The organism is Erythrobacter oryzae, assembly GCF_030271515.1.
In the GTDB taxonomy this organism is placed as follows: Bacteria; Pseudomonadota; Alphaproteobacteria; order Sphingomonadales; family Sphingomonadaceae; genus Erythrobacter; species Erythrobacter oryzae.
Genome location: NZ_JASCXI010000002.1, coordinates 260,600 through 277,453 on the forward strand (window position 1 = coordinate 260,600; position 16,854 = coordinate 277,453).

Sequence of the window (16,854 nt, forward strand, 5' to 3'; positions counted from 1 at the left end):
TTCGCGCGCCCACAGGGGAGAGACGTATGAAGTTTTCGGGCAAGGGCCGCGCTGCAAGCAGGCTTCTCGGGACCACCGCCATCGCGCTCGCCGCGATCGCTGCCGCGCCCGCTTGGGCCGCGCAGGACACCGCCGCCGAGCCGGCTGCGGAGGAAAGCGGCGAGATCGTCGTCACCTCGCTGCGCCGCTCGGAAACGCTGCAGGATACCCCCGCCGCGGTCACCGCCTTCGATTCGCAGGCGATCCAGAACGCCGGGATCGAGCGCCCGGCCGACTTCATCTCGTTGACCCCCAACGTCAACCTGATCGAGACCCAGAACGCGGGCAACGCCTTCGTCATCATTCGCGGCATCACCCAGAACCGCAACTCCGAGCCGAGCGTCGCGGTGATCGTCGACGGCGTGCAGCAGGTGAACCCGGCGCAGTTCAACCAGGACCTGTTCGACATCGCCCAGATCGAAGTCCTGAAGGGCCCGCAGGGCGGCCTCTACGGACGCAACGCGATCGGCGGGGCGATCATCATCACCACCAAGCAGCCGACCGACGAATTCTCGGGCAATGTCACCGCCGGGATCGACAACGGCTTCGGCTATTACCTGCGCGGCGGCGTCAGCGGGCCGCTGGCGGAGAACGTCAAGTTCCGCATCGCCGGATCGTGGTACGACACCGACGGCTTCATCAACAACGCCTTCCTCAATGAAAAGGCCGATCCGGTCGAGGATTTCTCGCTGCGCGGCAACCTCCTGATCGAGGCGACCGACAAGCTGACCTTCGATCTGCGCGCCAGCGTCAACCAGCTGCGCACCCAGGGGCTCTATTACAACATCGTGGGTGACGTGAACACGATCGCCCCGGTGCTGGTCAACAACCCCGGCCAGAACGACCGCGACATCTACAACGTCGCGCTCAAGATCGAATATGCGGGCGACAACGCGGTGCTGACCTCGGTCTCGTCCTACGACACCCTGAAGGAAGTGCTGACCGGCGACGCCTTCGACTTCAAGCCGATCCCGGACAGCTTCTTCTTCAACCTGTTCGAGACGATCTTCGGCCCCGGCAACGGCTTCGACCTCAACCAGAGCCAGTACCTCAACGTCAAGGCGTTCAGCCAGGAAGTCCGCCTCGCCTCGCCCGAGGATGGCCGCGCCTTCAACTGGATGGTCGGCGGCTACCTGATCGACACCACCCGCTTCATCTCGACCGGCAACATGATCGACACCGGGCAGGGCGTCTTCCCGGTGTTCCGCTCGCCCTCGACCAATCCGCTGAACCCGCAATTCTCCTATCTGGCCGACGGGCAGGAGAACTTCGCCTGGGCGCTGTTCGCCAATGCGGGTTACGAATTCTCGCCGGAGTTCCGGGTCGACGCGTCCTTGCGCTATGACCATGACCGCCGCCGCCAGACCACGCTGACGCCGCAGGCTTTCCTGCCCAACGTGCCCGGCGTGCCGCAGGCGCAGAGCGGCGAGGTGCGCACGGTCTCTTTCGACGACTGGCAGCCCAAGATCACGCTGACCTACGAACCGAGCCCCGATCTCACGATCTACGGCGGCTATTCACGCGGCTTCCGTTCGGGCGGCTTCAACCAGACCGGCGTCGGCGCGGAATCGGTCAATGCCGGGATCGTCGGCGTGGGCGACATCTTCCAGGCCGAAACCGCCGACACCTTCGAGATCGGCGCCAAGGCGCAGGTCGGCCCGGTGCGCCTCGGCGCGGCGGCCTACACCACCAAGTCGGAGAACTCCTACTTCTTCGTCTTCCTCGCCCAGTCCTCGACCCAGAACCTCGGCAACATCCCCGAGACCCGGATCAACGGCTTCGAGCTAGAGGCGACCGCGGAAGTTCTCCCCAATCTCGATATCAACGCCGCGCTCGGCTACACCGACAGCGAGATCAAGGCCTTCCCCGACGCGACCGTGGTCGGCAACGAGGCGCCGCAGATCTCGCGCTACACGCTGAACCTGGGCGCGCAATATGCCGGGCCGATTTCGGACAGCGTCGACGGCCTGCTCCGCGTCGACTATCGCCGCACGGGGCGGACCTGGTGGGAGCCGTTCAACACCACCTCGCGCGATCCGGTCGACATCGTCGATGCCCGCGCCGGGTTCACGCTGGCGAATGGCGTGTCGGTCACGGCCTTCGCGCAGAACCTGTTCGACGAGATCTACAACGCCGAATTCTCCCCCGGCGGCTTCGTCTTCCGTGCCCGCCCGCGGCGCTACGGGATCGAAGTGGGCTACAAGTTCTAAGGAAGCGAAACGATGACCAAGGTGCTGGTGCTCTACTATTCGAGCTATGGCCATATCGAGGCGATGGCCGCTGCCGTGGCCGAAGGGGCGGCGAGCGTCCCCGGCACCGAAGTCAGCGTCAAGCGTGTTCCCGAACTGGTGCCGGAGGCGGTGGCGGCGGCTTCGGGAATGAAGACCGACCAGAGCGCTCCGATTGCGACCCCGGACGAGCTGGCCGGTTACGACGCCATCATCTTCGGCACCCCCACCCGCTTCGGCAACATGGCGGCGCAGATGAGGAACTTCCTCGATCAGACCGGCGGGCTGTGGTTCACCAAGGCGCTGGTGGGGAAGGTGGGCAGCGTGTTCGTCTCCACCGCCAGCCAGCACGGCGGGCAGGAGACCACCATCACCTCGTTCCACACCACGCTGTTGCACCACGGCATGGTGATCGTCGGCCTGCCCTACACCTTCGAAGGCAATGCCGAGATGGGCGAGATCAGCGGCGGCACGCCCTATGGCGCGAGCACCTTGGCGGGGAACGACGGCAGCCGCATGCCGTCCGAAAACGAGCTTGCCGGTGCCCGCTTCCAAGGGGCACATGTCGCCGCAATCGCCGCGAAGCTCGCGGCCTGATTCAGACAGGGAGAGAGCACGATGACGCAGAAGATCCTCGCCAACCGCCTGCACCACACCGCCTACGTCACCAAGGACCTCGAAGCGACCCGAGCCTTCTACGAAGACGTGCTCGGCTTCCCGCTGATGGCGACCTATTGCGAGAAGGACGAGCTGTTCGGCAAGGAGCGCACCTATTGCCACGTGTTCTTCGAGCTGGCCGACGGCTCGGCGCTCGCCTTCTTCCAGTTTGCCGATCCCGAGGATCAGGCCGAGTTCGGTCCGGATATCCCCTCGAGCCCATTCATCCACATCGCGCTGCACGTCGATGCCGAAGGCCAGGCCGCGCTCGCCAAGCGGATCGCCGCTGCCGGGATCGTCGAGCCGCAGACCTATGTGCTCGAGCATGGCTATTGCCGCTCGCTCTATGTCACCGATCCCAACGGCATGATCCTCGAATTCACCCATGACGACGAGCGCGCCGCGCCGCTCGATGCCGAGCGCCGCGCCAATGCGCATGCCGAACTGAAGCGCTGGCTGGCGGGCGATCACCACAACAACAACCCGTTCCGCGCCGCCGAAGCGGCGTGAGGCACGCAGGGGACGCAGCCGCATATGCTTGCCGCGCGCGTCCCCTCTCCGGCTGACATGTGGCAGGGCGAGGTCGCCGTTGAGGGCGGCACCCTGCCCATCTGCATGGCAGGCGAGGGCACCCCGCTGATCCTCCTCCACGGCTGGACGCTCGATCACCGCATGTGGGCCCCGCAGGCGGCGGGACGTCTGGCGCGCGAGCACTTCCTCGTCATGCCCGACCGCCGCGGCTGCGGGCGCGCGAGCGCGCCGCCCGATCTGGCGCGCGAGGCGGAGGACGTGATCGCCATCGCCGACTTCCTAGGGTTCGACCGGTTCGCGCTTCTCGGCCTGTCGCGCGGGGCGGTCGTGGCGCTCGATGTGGCGCGGCGTTACGGATCGCGGCTTACCGCGCTGGTGGTCTCGGGCGCGCCGCTCCCCGCGCTGGTGCCGCGCGCGGAGGTGATCGACCTTGATCGCTACCGCGCGCTCGTGCGGGGCGGAGACATAGCGGGCTTTCGCGAGGAATGGGCGCACCATCCGCTGATGCGCACCCACAGCCCCGAGGCCGCCGCGCTCGCCGCTTCGATGCTCGCCAACTACGACGGGCGCGACCTGCTGCTGGGGCAGGGCGAGGCGCCGGGCCTGCCGCGCGAGGCCCTGTCGATGCTCCCCATGCCGGTGCTGAGCATGACCGGCGCGCACGACACCCCCTGGCGGCGCGCCTGTGCGCGCGCGCTCGGTGCTGTCGCACCTCGCGCGCGGGCGATCGAGATCCCGCAAGCGGGCCACCTCGCCAATGCCGACAACCCGGCGGCCTTTGACGCTGCCGTCGCCGCCTTCCTCAATCCAAAGGCCCTTACATGACCGAAAAGCGCTTCCTCACCACGCACGTCGGCAGCCTCCCGCGCCCCGAGGCGCTGCTCGACCTCGTCTTCGCGCGCGAGGGGGGCGAGCACGTCTCCGAGGAAGCCTTCGACGCGGCGGTCGAGGACGCCACCGCCTATGTCATCCGTCGCCAGATCGAGGCGGGCGTCTCCATCGTCAACGACGGCGAGCAGTCCAAGCCCTCCTACGCCACCTACATCAAGCACCGCCTGTCGGGCTTTGGCGGCGAGGCGGGGCAGTACGAATTCGCCGACCTCGAGGCCTTCCCCGGCGCCAAGGCGCAGGTGTTCGGCAACAAGGGCCGCGCCAAGCGCTCCGCCCCCGCCTGCACCGCGCCGATCGAAGTGATCGACATGGAAGCCCCCCGGATCGACGCCGAGCGGCTCGTCCGGCTCGCGGGTGGCCACGCCACCTTCATGTCCGCCGCCAGCCCCGGCGTCACCGCGCTGTTCTTCCCCAACCAGTACTATGCCACCGACGAGGAATATGTCTTCGCCCTCGCCGAAGGGCTGCGCCACGAATACGAGACCATCGCGGCCGCCGGGATCACGCTGCAAGTCGATTGCCCCGACCTCGCGATGGGCCGCCACGTGCAGTTCACCCACCTCTCCACCGAGGAGTTCCGCAAGCGCATCGGCATGAACATCGCCGCATTGAACCACGCGGTGCAGAACATCCCTGCCGAACAGCTGCGCATGCATCTGTGCTGGGGCAATTATCCTGGCCCGCACCACTGCGACGTCGCCTTGGACGAGATCGCCGATATCGTCTGGAGCGCCAAGCCGCAGACCGTGCTGCTCGAAGGCGCCAACCCGCGCCACGCGCACGAATTCGCCTTCTTCGAGAAGCACCCCCTGCCCGAGGGCAAGATCCTGTGTCCCGGCATGGTCGAGCCGCAATCGCCCTATATCGAGCACCCCGAACTCATCGCCCAGCGCATCGGCCGCTATGCCGATCTGCTGGGGGCGGACCGCGTGATGCTCGGCGTCGATTGCGGCTTCTCGGTCCACGCGGGCAGCAATGCGCTCGACCCCGAGATCGTCTGGGCCAAGCTCGCCGCGCTGTCGGAAGGCGCCGCCATCGCCAGCGACCGGTATTTCTGACAAGCCGCCGCTTGCCGCAGGCGGCAGGGCGAGGCAAACGGGGGCCATGAACGGCCACTCGCATCCTGCCCCTCCCGCGCTCGCGGCGCAGGCGCTGGTCGTCGAGAACGGCAAGGTCGCCCCGATCGATCCCCACGCGGTCGCCAGCTACGACGGCGAGGGCTTTGTCTGGCTCCACGCCGACGGCATGGGCGAGCTCGATGCGATGGCGCTGCCCGGCTATGTCCCGCAGATGGCGGCCAATGCGCTGGTCGCGCACGAGACCCGCCCCCGCTGCGACGAGATCGACGATGCGGTGCTGATCAACCTGCGCGGCACCGCCAAGGAGGCATCGCACGGCAGCGACGGCCTCGTCTCGATCCGCGTCTGGGTGGAGGAGCGGCGCGTCACCTCGGTCAGCCGCTACCCGCTCGCCGCACTCGCCAAGGTCGAGGCGCTGATGCAGGCCGGCAAGATCACCGACGGCGGCGATTTCGTCTCGCTGCTCGCGCAGGCGATCAGCAAGGAGCTCGACCCGCAGGTCGCCGACCTCGGCGACAGCCTCGACGATTGCGAGGGGATGCTCGACGGCGACATCTATGCCCTGCGCCGCATGATCGCCCGCATCCGCAGCCAGGCGATCGTGCTCCGCCGCTTCGTCGCCCCTGACCGCGATGCGCTCGCCGCAATGGCGCAGCTCGAATTCGACTGGATCAGCAAGGACGACCGCCTGCACCTGCGCGAGGCGGCGGACCGCTTCGCCCGCATGGCCGAGGAACTGGAAGCCGTGCGCGAGCGCGCGGCGCTGCTCCACGAACAGCTCACCGACCTGCGCGCCGAGATGATCGACCAGCGCAGTCTGGCGATCGCCGTCACGGCCTTCATCTTCCTGCCGCTGACCTTCGTCACCGGCCTGCTCGGCATGAACGTCGAGGGCATCCCCGGCGCGAAGGAGCCCTGGGCCTTCTGGGGCGTGGTCGCCTTCTGCGTGGTGATCGGCGCGGGCGTGATGGGGTGGTTCGCGTGGAAGCAGTGGCTCGACGACTGACCCGCCCGCCTATTTGAGGATCAGGGGGGCGAGCACCGGGGCCATCAGCATCTCGAATTCGAGATTGGTGGCCGAAACGATATTCTCGATGATGCGGCCGTCCCTGAGCCGCGCGACGTGCGTCTCGTCGAACAGGATCACGCGGCCCGTCGGCTCGATCCCGAAATAGCTGCCGGAGTGGCGCTGGCGCGAATGGAAGCGGGTGACGACCCGGTCGCCGGCGGCGAACTGGTCGATGATCTCGACCGGGCTTTCGGCCGGAAAGGCGGCGACGAAGCCGGTGATGGTGGCCTTGTATTCCTCCGCCCCGTCGATCGGCCCGGTGGGCTTGAGACCGGTTATGCCCTGCACGTCGGGCGCCAGAGTCGCGTCGGCCGCAGCCAGATCGGCGGTGCCGAGGAAGTCGATGATGAAGTGGGTGACGACGGCGAGATTGGCGGTCTCGGTGGACGTTTCGGGCATCGGGGGGCTCCTTGCTTGTGCCCCGCCGGTAGGGTGCGGAGGGGTAACACGCCAAGCTAGCGCGCGATTATGACCGCTATGCGTCGGCACCATGGGCAGCGGGACGGGCATGAGAGCGGCAATCGGATATTGACCGCCCGCCCGGAATCGTGGCAAGCGCCCCGCGGCCCGAGCGGGTGTAGCTCAATGGTAGAGCAGAAGCTTCCCAAGCTTACGACGAGGGTTCGATTCCCTTCACCCGCTCCACAAGACTGACTGATCGCTAGCACAATGTGGCGGCGACAATCGGCTTCTCTTCATTGCAGGGTGCCGATCGCCTGGCAAAGGCCGTGATCGGGTTGCAGAGCCCCAGCGACATCTGGCGAGCCAGCGTCTTCGTGAACGACCCGTTCCATCAGACAAGGTGCTGTTCGAGAAACGCGAGTGCCGCTGGCGAGGCGGTCCATGTGGCGGCGAACATCCCGCCCGCGCCGAACAGGGCCCCCGCGATTCCCGCTGCGCCATGGGCCTGCCACAGGGCCGCAAGCAAGGCAGCCTGCGGATCGTCGACCGGTCGGGTCTGGCCCCGCACATGGCGGCACCACGCCGCGAGCGCTTCGAGCGTTGCCGGGCACATCCGCCCGGCGCTCTGGTTGATCGCCAGCGGCTCCAGCCAGCGCTGCGGGATCTTCTGCGACCCGTCCATCGCGATCTGCATCAGCCGGTGATCGAGCGCGCTGTTGGCGAAGCGTTCGAGCAGCTGGTCCGCATAGGCCGCGGCATCGATCCCGCCTGCCGGGTCCAGAGTAGCCGCAGCCTCCACCCGCATGATCCGCTCGGCGAGGGGCCGGATCACCGGATCGGCCACGGCCTGATGCACGAAGTCATGCCCGCGCTCGAGCCCGAAATAGGCGAGCGCCGAATGCGTGCCGTTGAGCATCCGCAGCTTGGCAGACTCATGTGCGCGCACATCGGCGACGAACGTCGCGCCCGCCGCTTCCCAGCGCGGGCGCGGGCCGGCGAAGGAGTCCTCGATCACCCACTGGGTGAAGGCCTCGGTCAGGATTGCGCCCTCGTCCGCCATGCCAATCTGGTCGGCAACCCAGCTGCGGTCGGCATCGGTCATGGCGGGCACGATGCGGTCGATCATGGTCGACGGGCAGCGGCACTTCTGCGCGAACCAGCCTGCGAGGGCCGGGTCGGTGCGCTCCAGATAGGCGGTCATAAGCGCGGCGAACTGGCGGCCGTTGTCGGCAAGGTTGTCGCACGAAAGCAGGGTGAGGCCCGGCAGCCCCGCCGCGCGCCGCCGCGCGAGGCCCGCGGCCAGAAAGCCGTAGATCGTGCGCGGCGCGCTCTCGCCAGTGAGGTCAGCCGCCAGGGCAGGGTTGGCAAGGTCGAGCGTCCCATCGGGGCTGCGGACATAGCCCTTCTCGGTCACGGTGAAGCTGACGATGCGGGTGTCGGGATGGGCGAGGGCGGCGATCACGCCTTCGGGGTCTTCGGGCGCGACGATCACGCGCGCGACCGCCCCGATCAGCCGGGTGCGCGCTGCATCGCCCGAGCGTTCGGTGAGGGTGTAGAGCCCGTCTTGCGGGTTCAGCTGCGCCGCCACATCGCCCGATCGCAGCGAGACGCCGATAATCCGCCAGTCGCGGTCGCCCGCCGCCATCGCCGCGTCGGTATAGGCAGCCTGATGGGCGCGGGTGAAAGCGCCGATGCCGAAATGGACGATCCCCGCCCGCTGCGCCTGCCAGTCGTAGTCCGGGCGCGCGACGTGGTCCGCCAGCGCGCCATGCGTTGCCTGCGACAGCCTCACAGCCGGTAGGCCGCCTTGGCGAGGTTGTAGGTGAGGTCCTGCGCCAGCTCGGCCGCCTCCCATTCCTCCATCCGGTGCTCGGCGACCAGCTGCGCGAGGAAGCCGCAGTCGATCCGCCGCGCGACATCGTGGCGCGCCGGGATCGAGAGGAAGGCGCGGGTGTCGTCGTTGAAACCGACGGTGTTGTAGAAGCCCGCAGTCTCGGTCGTCGCGTGGCGGAAGCGGCGCATGCCTTCGGGACTGTCGTGGAACCACCACGCCGGGCCGAGCTTCAATGCGGGATAATGCCCGGCGAGCGGGGCGAGCTCGCGGGCATAGACGCTCTCGTCCAGCGTGAAGACGATGATCGTCAGCGCGGGGTTGTTGCCGTGCTTCGCCAGCAGCGGGCGCAGGGCGTGGACGTAGTCGGTGCGGCTCGGCATGTCGGCGCCCTTGTCGCGCCCGAAGCGCGCGAAGATCGCGGGGTTGTGGTTGCGGAACGCGCCCGGGTGGATCTGCATGACGAGGCCGTCCTCGGCGCTCATCCCTGCCATCTCGGTGAGCATCTGGGCACGGAACAACTCGGTATCCGCAGGCGAGACATCGGGGCGGATGACCCGCGCGAACAGCGCCTCGGCCTCGTGCGGGGCGAGGTCGGCGGTGAGCGCGGTGGGGTGGCCGTGATCGGTCGAGGTCGCGCCGTGGGCGGCGAAGAAGGCGCGGCGCTGGCGGTGCGCGGCGAGGTAGCCGGCCCAGCTGTAGGTGTCCTCCCCCGTCAGCGCGGCAAAGGCGGCGAGGTTGTCGCGAAAACCTTCGTATTCGGGGTCGATCACCGCATCGGGGCGATAGGCGGTCAGCACGCGTCCCTGCCAGCCCGAGGCGGCGATCGCCTGATGGTGCTCCAGCGTGTCGAGCGGGCTTTCGGTGGTGGTGAGCACCTCGATCCCGTAGCGCTCGAACAGCGCACGGGGCCGGAAGGCGGGGGTGGCGAGCGCGGCGGTGATGTGGTCGTAGTAATGATCGGCTGTGTCGGCGCACAGCTGCACCTCCAGCCCGAAAGCCTCGGCGAACACCCAGTCGAGCCACATGCGCGAGGGCGTTCCCCTGAACAGGTGGTAGTGGGAGGCAAGGATGCGCCACGCCGCGCGCGGGTCGACCTCGGGGGCGCTCGCGCCGTCCTGCGGCACGATCCCCAGCGCCTCGAGCGCGATGCCCTGGCTGTAGAGCATCCGGAACACGTAGTGATCGGGCTGGAGCAGCAGCGCGGTGGCGTTCTCGAAGGGGGCGTCGGTGGCGAACCAGGCCGGGTCGGTGTGCCCGTGGGGGCTGATGATCGGCAATTCGCGCACGCTCTCGTAGAGCCGCCGCGCGATGTCGCGGGTCGCCGGGCCGACCGGCAGCAAGCGGTCCGGGTGGAGGGTGAGGGCACGAGTCATCATCGGCTCCGGAATTGATTCGCGCGGCTTCTTTGCCACGCACGCACCGGCGATGACACCGGTTTCTGTATTGGCATCGCCCGCGCATCGGCTATCACCGCCCGGCGTCGGGACAGCAGGGAGATACGCCGGTGAAGATCGAAGCGGCCAAAGTTATCGTGACCTGTCCGGGGCGCAATTTCGTGACGCTCAAGATCGTGACCGACCAGGGCATCTACGGGATCGGCGATGCGACGCTCAACGGGCGGGAGCTTTCGGTCGTCTCCTATCTGGAGGACCATGTGATCCCCTGCGTGATCGGCATGGACCCGCGCCGGATCGAGGATATCTGGCAATACCTCTACAAGGGCGCCTACTGGCGGCGCGGGCCGGTGACGATGCGGGCGATCGCGGCGGTCGACATGGCGCTGTGGGACATCAAGGCCAAGATGGCCGGGATGCCGCTCTACCAGCTGCTCGGCGGGCGCAGCCGCGACGGGGTGATGGTCTATGGCCACGCCAATGGCGGCGACATCGTCGCGACGGTCGAGGCGGTCGGCCACTATATCGACATGGGCTACAAGGCGATCCGCGCCCAGACCGGGGTGCCCGGGATCAAGGACGCCTACGGGGTCGGGCGCGGCACGTTTTCCTACGAACCGGCCGACGCCAGCCTGCCGTCGGAGACCGGGTGGGACACGAGGAAGGCTCTCAATTACGTGCCCAAGCTGTTCGAGGAACTGCGCAAGACCTACGGTTTCGATCACCATCTGCTGCGTGACGGCCACCACCGCTACACCCCGCAGGAGGCGGCGAACCTCGGCAAGATGCTCGAACCCTACCAGCTGTTCTGGCTGGAGGATGTGACTCCGGCGGAGAACCAGGAAGCGTTCAAACTGGTGCGCCAGCACACCGTCACCCCGCTGGCGGTGGGCGAGATCTTCAACACCATCTGGGATGCCAAGGACCTGATCCAGAACCAGCTGATCGACTACATCCGCTGCACCGTGGTGGGAGCAGGGGGGATCACGCACCTGCGCCGCATCGCCGATCTCGCCAGCCTCTACCAGGTGCGCACCGGCTGCCACGGGGCGACCGACCTGTCGCCGGTGACGATGGGCTGCGCGCTCCACTTCGACACCTGGGTGCCCAATTTCGGCATTCAGGAATACATGCGTCACACCGAGGAGACTGACGCGGTCTTCCCCCACGACTACCGCTTCGAGGCGGGGCTCATGTATTGCGGCGAGACCCCCGGCCACGGCGTCGACATCGACGAGGCGCTGGCGGCGAAGTATCCCTACAAGCCCGCCTACCTGCCGGTCGCCCGGCTCGAGGACGGGACGATGTGGAGCTGGTAGGCCCCTTGCGGATCGTCCGGGTCGGATGGAGCTTTGATCCCGCCCGGTCGGCGCACGCGGGGACCCTTGTGGATAATGCCGTAGCGGCACGAGAAAGCTTGCACTTTGCTCCCGCAGCTTGGATGGGAGGCAGACTGCAAACCGGAATTACACCACCTTGAACATCCAATCGACGATCGAGCGGCGGCCTGCCGGTGCACAGGCAGCCGCGCCCGGACCCCGCCAGCTTGCCTCCCAGCTCAGGCCCTTCATGAAAGCGCAGGCCGCGCGCAGCGTCTGGGAGCTGGCCGTCACGCTCGTCCCGTTCTTCGGGGTGCTGGTGGCGACGCTGTGGACGGTGAGTGCGGGCTACTGGATCGCGCTCGCGCTGGTGCCGGTCGCGGGGCTGCTCTTGCTGCGGACCTTCATCATCCAGCACGATTGTGGCCACGGTGCCTTCCTCAACAAGCGCACCAGCAACGACCGGCTCGGCCGGGCGCTCGGCATCCTGACCTTCACGCCCTATGATTGCTGGCGCCGCGCGCACACGCTGCATCATGGCTCGACCGGCAATCTCGATGCGCGCGGGTTCGGGGATGTCGACACGCTGACGGTGCGCGAGTTCCGTGCGCGCGGCTGGTTCGGGCGCCTGCTCTACCGCGCCTACCGCCACCCGGTGGTGATGCTCGGCGTGGGGCCCGCCTACCTGTTCCTGCTGCGCCACCGCCTCCCGATCGGGCTGATGAAGGAGGGCGCGCAATACTGGGTCAGCGCGCTCGCCACCAATCTCGCGACCGCCGGTTTCCTCGCCGCGCTGATGGCCTTCTTCGGGATCGGCACCACCTTGCTGGTGGTGATCCCGACCGTGCTGGTCGCGGCGACGGCGGGCGTCTGGCTGTTCTACGTGCAGCACCAGTTCGAAGCGGCCCACTGGGACCGGCGCAAGGACTGGGAGTTCCACGAGGCGGCGCTGCGCGGCAGCTCGCACCTCGATCTGCCGCAGCCGCTGCGCTGGTTCACCGGCAATATCGGCATCCACCACGTGCATCACCTCGCCAGTCGCATCCCCTTCTACCGCCTGCCGAGCGTGCTCAAGGCCTTCCCACAGCTGCGCGAGATCAACCGCATGACCATGCCGCAGACCTTCCGTCCGCTGGTGCTGGCGCTGTGGGACGAGGATCAGCGCCGCCTCGTCTCCTTCCGCGAGGCTGCGCGGGCGCGGCGGTAACGACCTGCGGGGATTTCCTTTGGGGTGCGCGCGATAGGGTGATAGGGGCGCGCCCATGCTCACCATCGACAACATCACCGTCCGGCTTGGCGGCCGGGCCATCCTCGAGCGCGCCAGCGCCACCATTCCGGTGGGCGCGCGCGTCGGGTTGATCGGCCGCAACGGTGCGGGCAAGTCGACGCTGATGAAGGCGCTGATCGGCGAGATCGAGCCCGACGACGGCGAGATATCCAAGCCCGCCCGCGCGCGGATCGGCTACATCGCGCAGGAAGCCCCGCACGGCAACATGACCCCCGAGGAGGTTGTGCTCGCCTCGGCCACCGAGCGCGCCGCGCTGCTGGCCGAGCTCGAGACTTGCACCGACATGGACCGCATGGGCGACGTTCACGAACGCCTGCTCGCGATCGACGCCTATTCCGCCCCGGCGCGCGCGGCGAAGATCCTCAACGGCCTCGGCTTCGACGAGGAGATGCAGCAGCGCCCGGTCGACAGCTTCTCGGGCGGGTGGAAGATGCGCATTGCCCTGGGCGCGCTGCTGTTCTCCGAGCCCGACATCCTGCTGCTCGACGAGCCATCGAACCACCTCGACCTCGAAGCGACGCTGTGGCTGGAGAACTTCCTCAAGTCCTATCCCGCCACGCTGGTGGTGATCAGCCACGAGCGCGACCTGCTCAACAAGGTGGTCGACCACATCCTGCACCTGCAAGGCGGGCAGCTGACGCTCTATCCCGGCGGCTATGACGCCTTCGAGAAGCAGCGGGCCGAGCGCGCCGCGCAGCTTGCCGCCGCCAAGGCCTCGCAGGAGGCCCAGGCCGCGAGGCTCAGGGATTACGTCGCCCGCAACTCCGCGCGCGCCTCGACCGCCAAGCAGGCGCAGTCGCGCGCCAAGATGCTCGCCAAGATGCAGCCCATCGCGGCGCTGATGGAAGACCCGAGCCTGAGCTTCGATTTCCCCGATCCGGCCGAGATGAAATCGCCGATGATCACGCTGGAAGCGGCGGCGGTAGGCTATGGCGAAGCGCCGCCGATCCTCAAGCGGCTCAATTTCCGGATCGAGGCCGACGACCGCATCGCCCTGCTGGGCCGCAACGGCAACGGCAAGACCACGCTCGCGCGGCTGCTGGCGGCGCAGCTTGCGCCTGCCGAGGGCGCAGTCAATGCGCCGGGCAAGCTGAAGGTCGGCTACTTCACCCAGTATCAGGTCGAGGAGCTGGCGGGCGAGGATAGCCCGCTCGATCTGATGAACCGCGCGATGGAGGGCCAGTCCCCTGCCGCGGTGCGCGCGCAGCTGGGGCGGTTCGGCTTCTCCGGCCCGCGCGCGACCCAGCGGGTCGACAAGCTTTCGGGCGGCGAGCGCGCGCGCCTCGCGCTGGCGCTGATCACCCGCGATGCGCCGCATCTGTTGATCCTCGACGAGCCGACCAACCACCTCGATGTCGACGCGCGCGAGGCGCTGGTGCAGGCCTTGAACGACTATTCGGGCGCGGTGATCCTCATCAGCCATGACCGCCACATGGTCGAACTGACCGCGGACAGGCTGTTCCTCGTCGATGGCGGGACGGCGCGCGAATATGACGGCAGCATGGATGACTACATCGACTTCATCCTTGGCCGGAAACCGAAGGGCGAGGGGGTGAAGGGCGCCCCCACGAAACCCGCCGCCCCCAAGGCGATGGCCGAGACGCGCTACGCCCGCTCGCAGCTCGAAAAGGCGGAAAAGGCGCTGGCCCGCGCCGCATCCGAAGTGGAGCGCCTCGACGCGCAGATCGTCGCCGCGAGCAGCGGCGGGCAGGGCGGCGCGGCGCTGCAAGACCTGCTGACCGCGCGGGCCAAGGCGGGCGATGCGCTCGCCGCGGCGGAAGAGGCGTGGCTCGCCGCGGGCGACCTGCTGGAAGCCGCCGCGGCAGCCTGAGCGGGCGCGGGGCCATTCCTGCTTGACGATACCAACCTTGAGGAGGATGCTGCACCTCTGTCAGGGCCGATTGACACAATCGGGAGTCGGCCTGAAGCGGACAGTTCGGCGCGGGGCCACAAGGCCTGCCGGAGGCAAGATTTGAGGCGGATGGGGATCGTCTGCCGGACTGCTTGGTGCGTGGCACAGCCGCGTCTCGATCTTCCGCATATCCTCGTCCCCCGGATGGGAGAGGGAAATGCTGGTTCAGGAAACGCGGGAGCCGCAAGGCGAGGGCGAGAGCGAGTGGGTCGCCTGCCTCACCTACAAGAGCATCGCCACCGCCACACCCCGCGCGCAGGACATCGACGCGCTGGCCGAGAGGGCGCGGGCGCGCAACCGCAGCCTCGATGTGACCGGGATGCTGCTGTTCGAGAACGGCAGCTTCCTCCAGACCCTCGAAGGCCCGCCGGGGGCGGTGGCGCAGCTGTGGTCCTCGATCCAGCGCGACCAGCGCCACGAGCATATCGAGGTGCTGAGCGAGCATATGGCCGCAAGCCGGCTGTTTTCGGACTGGGACCTGCTGCTCGAAGGGCGCTTCGGCGATGCTTCCGCCACGAGGGCAAGGCCCGCCGCCGCGCCGCCTGCCGTGGCCGAGCATGTGGCGCGCCTGGTCGAACTGGCGCTCAATGCCGATGATCTGGCGCTCAACACCATGATGGCGGGCTTTGCCGAGCAGGGGTGGACGAGCGATGCGATCCTCACCCTGCTGATCGAACCCGCGGCCCGCGCGCTCGGGGATGCGTGGCTCGACGATCAGTGCAGCGAGCTCGATCTGACCATCGCTCTCAGCATGTTGCAGCTGGCGGGGCACGCGGTGCGCTACATCCCCTCGGCGCAGTCGATCCGCAACAGCCGCTACCGCGTGCTGCTGGCGACCGCGCCGGGCGAGAAGCACATGCTCGGCACCACGCTGCTCGCCGACCAGTTCCTTGCGGGCGGGTGGCAGGTCGAGATGGCCTTCCCCGAAAGCGAGGAGGCGCTCACCAACCAGCTGAACGCGCAGCACCCCGATGCGGTCGATATCGGGCTGTCGGATGCAATGCCGCGCCAGCACGCGCTCGACCAGTTGCGCAGCACGATCGCGCACAGCCGCCAGATCGTCTCCGAGTATCCGACGGTGGTCTCGGTCGGCGGCAGGCTGTTTGCCGAGGCGGCGGCGAGCGCGCTGTCGGTGGGGGCCGATCATGCGCGCAAGAGCCTTGCCGGAATCAGCGTGCGCCTCGCCGAACTGGTGCGCCAGAGCCGCAAGGGGTGAGTCGCGCGGGCGAATTAACTTGAAATTTTAGAATAATGGTCTAAATCAAAATTGCTTCACGTCGCTTGCGACGGAATTTGATCGGCGCCCTTTGCGGCGTTCTTGCGCCCGGCGGAAAAGTCCGGGCAGCGATGAAACCGCGACCTGCGGCCACATTTTCCCTTTCATGCAGCATGGCCTCGCACCGGGATTGGCCCGGCTGCGACACTCATTCTATTTTGCGAAAGACTTCATGAATTTCATCACGACCGGCGCCTTCTTCGACCGCGCCAAGGCGATCCGCCCTGCCACGCCGCAGGCACGCCGCCACGATACGCCGCAACAACCCTACGCCTTCCTGACCGCCAGCGATCTGCGCTTCATGGTCGCGGCGATGGTCGATTGATGCGGGCACAGCACGAACACGCGGGACATCGTCCCCCAGCAGGGAGTCCGGACATGGACATCAACCACGAATACGCCGCGCACCAATCCGCGCTGATGCGGGCGAGCAGCGCCGGGTCGGCCGAGCAGCGGCGCGACCAGCTGGCCAAGGCCTCGCGCATTGCCGGGCGGATCGGCGCGTTCCAGCGCGAGCTGGGCGCGGCGGCCGCCTGCGCTTGGAACGCGGCGCACCTCGCCGCACCCGCCCGATAGACCGACCGATTGTCAGGAGACTTCACGATGAACGGATACAATGCCCCCAGCTTCCAGGATCGCGCCGCCGCCTCGCAGCGCGCCAAGCAGAAGGCGCTGGCGGCGCTGAAGGCCGCGCCCCGTCCGGATGCCGCCGACCTCGCCGAACGTGCGGCCCGCGCCGCCGAACGCGACGAGCGCGCCGCCGCCAAGGCCGCCGCCGCGCGTCAGGCGCGCGAGGACAAGCAGCGGCTCGCTGACGAGCAGAAAGCGGCTGCCAAGGCCGAGACGCTCAAGGCCGAACAGCCCGCCAGAACCGAAGCCGAACTGAAAGCGGCGCGCGACGCGCGCTACGCCGCGCGCAAGGCCCGCAAGTAGAC

At 68.0% G+C, this 16,854-nt stretch carries 16 protein-coding genes and 1 tRNA gene; 14 read left to right on the plus strand and 3 right to left on the minus strand.

The window, feature by feature from the left end:
• Nucleotides 1-26 precede the first annotated feature (26 nt).
• From PFX90_RS06010 to PFX90_RS06035, 6 genes are read left to right on the plus strand one after another with little or no spacing between them, the layout of a single operon-like run.
• Nucleotides 27-2,249: a TonB-dependent receptor gene (locus PFX90_RS06010; protein ID WP_285711474.1), complete on the plus strand. Its 2,223-nt coding sequence runs from the start codon at nucleotides 27-29 to the stop codon at nucleotides 2,247-2,249.
• A 12-nt stretch (nucleotides 2,250-2,261) separates the two neighbouring features.
• Nucleotides 2,262-2,864, plus strand: coding sequence for an NAD(P)H:quinone oxidoreductase (gene wrbA, locus PFX90_RS06015; RefSeq protein ID WP_285711475.1), 603 nt, complete (start codon nucleotides 2,262-2,264; stop codon nucleotides 2,862-2,864).
• Nucleotides 2,865-2,885: 21 nt separating this feature from the next.
• Nucleotides 2,886-3,434 carry a VOC family protein gene (locus tag PFX90_RS06020; RefSeq protein WP_285711476.1) on the plus strand — a complete coding sequence of 183 codons (549 nt, stop codon included), beginning with the start codon at nucleotides 2,886-2,888 and terminating at the stop codon, nucleotides 3,432-3,434.
• 24 nt (nucleotides 3,435-3,458) lie between these two features.
• On the plus strand, nucleotides 3,459-4,280 hold the full coding sequence (locus PFX90_RS06025) for an alpha/beta fold hydrolase (protein WP_285711477.1): 822 nt from the start codon (nucleotides 3,459-3,461) through the stop codon (nucleotides 4,278-4,280).
• A complete protein-coding gene (locus PFX90_RS06030) occupies nucleotides 4,277-5,404 on the plus strand; it encodes a cobalamin-independent methionine synthase II family protein (protein WP_285711478.1) in 1,128 nt (375 codons plus the stop codon). The genes PFX90_RS06025 and PFX90_RS06030 overlap by 4 nt, the downstream gene beginning before the upstream one ends.
• Before the next feature lie 46 nt (nucleotides 5,405-5,450).
• Nucleotides 5,451-6,431, plus strand: a complete 981-nt coding sequence (locus PFX90_RS06035) for a zinc transporter ZntB (protein ID WP_285711479.1) — start codon at nucleotides 5,451-5,453, stop codon at nucleotides 6,429-6,431.
• A gap of 9 nt (nucleotides 6,432-6,440) precedes the next feature.
• On the opposite strand, the gene PFX90_RS06040 is transcribed toward PFX90_RS06035, so the two are convergent.
• Nucleotides 6,441-6,893, minus strand: a complete 453-nt coding sequence (locus PFX90_RS06040; protein WP_285711480.1) for an ester cyclase — start codon at nucleotides 6,891-6,893, stop codon at nucleotides 6,441-6,443.
• 172 nt (nucleotides 6,894-7,065) lie between these two features.
• On the opposite strand from PFX90_RS06040, the gene PFX90_RS06045 reads away from it, so the two are divergent.
• Nucleotides 7,066-7,139: transfer RNA gene (locus tag PFX90_RS06045), tRNA-Gly, on the plus strand.
• Between the two features lie 148 nt (nucleotides 7,140-7,287).
• Here PFX90_RS06045 and PFX90_RS06050 read toward each other — a convergent pair.
• Together PFX90_RS06050 and uxaC are read right to left on the minus strand one after the other, a co-directional pair.
• A complete protein-coding gene (locus PFX90_RS06050) occupies nucleotides 7,288-8,688 on the minus strand; it encodes a mannitol dehydrogenase family protein (RefSeq protein ID WP_285711481.1) in 1,401 nt (466 codons plus the stop codon).
• Nucleotides 8,685-10,103 carry a glucuronate isomerase gene (uxaC, locus tag PFX90_RS06055; protein WP_285712043.1) on the minus strand — a complete coding sequence of 473 codons (1,419 nt, stop codon included), beginning with the start codon at nucleotides 10,101-10,103 and terminating at the stop codon, nucleotides 8,685-8,687. The genes PFX90_RS06050 and uxaC overlap by 4 nt, the downstream gene beginning before the upstream one ends.
• A gap of 131 nt (nucleotides 10,104-10,234) precedes the next feature.
• On the opposite strand from uxaC, the gene manD reads away from it, so the two are divergent.
• The 7 genes from manD (at nucleotide 10,235) to PFX90_RS06090 (ending at nucleotide 16,852) form a co-directional block, all read left to right on the plus strand.
• Nucleotides 10,235-11,443: a D-mannonate dehydratase ManD gene (gene manD, locus PFX90_RS06060; protein WP_285711482.1), complete on the plus strand. Its 1,209-nt coding sequence runs from the start codon at nucleotides 10,235-10,237 to the stop codon at nucleotides 11,441-11,443.
• A 157-nt stretch (nucleotides 11,444-11,600) separates the two neighbouring features.
• Nucleotides 11,601-12,650: a fatty acid desaturase gene (locus PFX90_RS06065; RefSeq protein WP_285711483.1), complete on the plus strand. Its 1,050-nt coding sequence runs from the start codon at nucleotides 11,601-11,603 to the stop codon at nucleotides 12,648-12,650.
• A gap of 55 nt (nucleotides 12,651-12,705) precedes the next feature.
• Nucleotides 12,706-14,562 carry an ABC-F family ATP-binding cassette domain-containing protein gene (locus tag PFX90_RS06070; RefSeq protein WP_285711484.1) on the plus strand — a complete coding sequence of 619 codons (1,857 nt, stop codon included), beginning with the start codon at nucleotides 12,706-12,708 and terminating at the stop codon, nucleotides 14,560-14,562.
• Between the two features lie 238 nt (nucleotides 14,563-14,800).
• Nucleotides 14,801-15,859, plus strand: coding sequence for a BLUF domain-containing protein (locus tag PFX90_RS06075; protein ID WP_285711485.1), 1,059 nt, complete (start codon nucleotides 14,801-14,803; stop codon nucleotides 15,857-15,859).
• A gap of 232 nt (nucleotides 15,860-16,091) precedes the next feature.
• A complete protein-coding gene (locus PFX90_RS06080; protein ID WP_285711486.1) occupies nucleotides 16,092-16,244 on the plus strand; it encodes a hypothetical protein in 153 nt (50 codons plus the stop codon).
• Nucleotides 16,245-16,297: 53 nt separating this feature from the next.
• On the plus strand, nucleotides 16,298-16,495 hold the full coding sequence (locus PFX90_RS06085; RefSeq protein ID WP_285711487.1) for a hypothetical protein: 198 nt from the start codon (nucleotides 16,298-16,300) through the stop codon (nucleotides 16,493-16,495).
• A 27-nt stretch (nucleotides 16,496-16,522) separates the two neighbouring features.
• The gene (locus PFX90_RS06090) at nucleotides 16,523-16,852 is read left to right on the plus strand and encodes a DUF6481 family protein (RefSeq protein ID WP_285711488.1); all 330 of its coding nucleotides are present in this window, start codon (nucleotides 16,523-16,525) and stop codon (nucleotides 16,850-16,852) included.
• The last annotated feature ends 2 nt before the right edge of the window (nucleotides 16,853-16,854 follow it).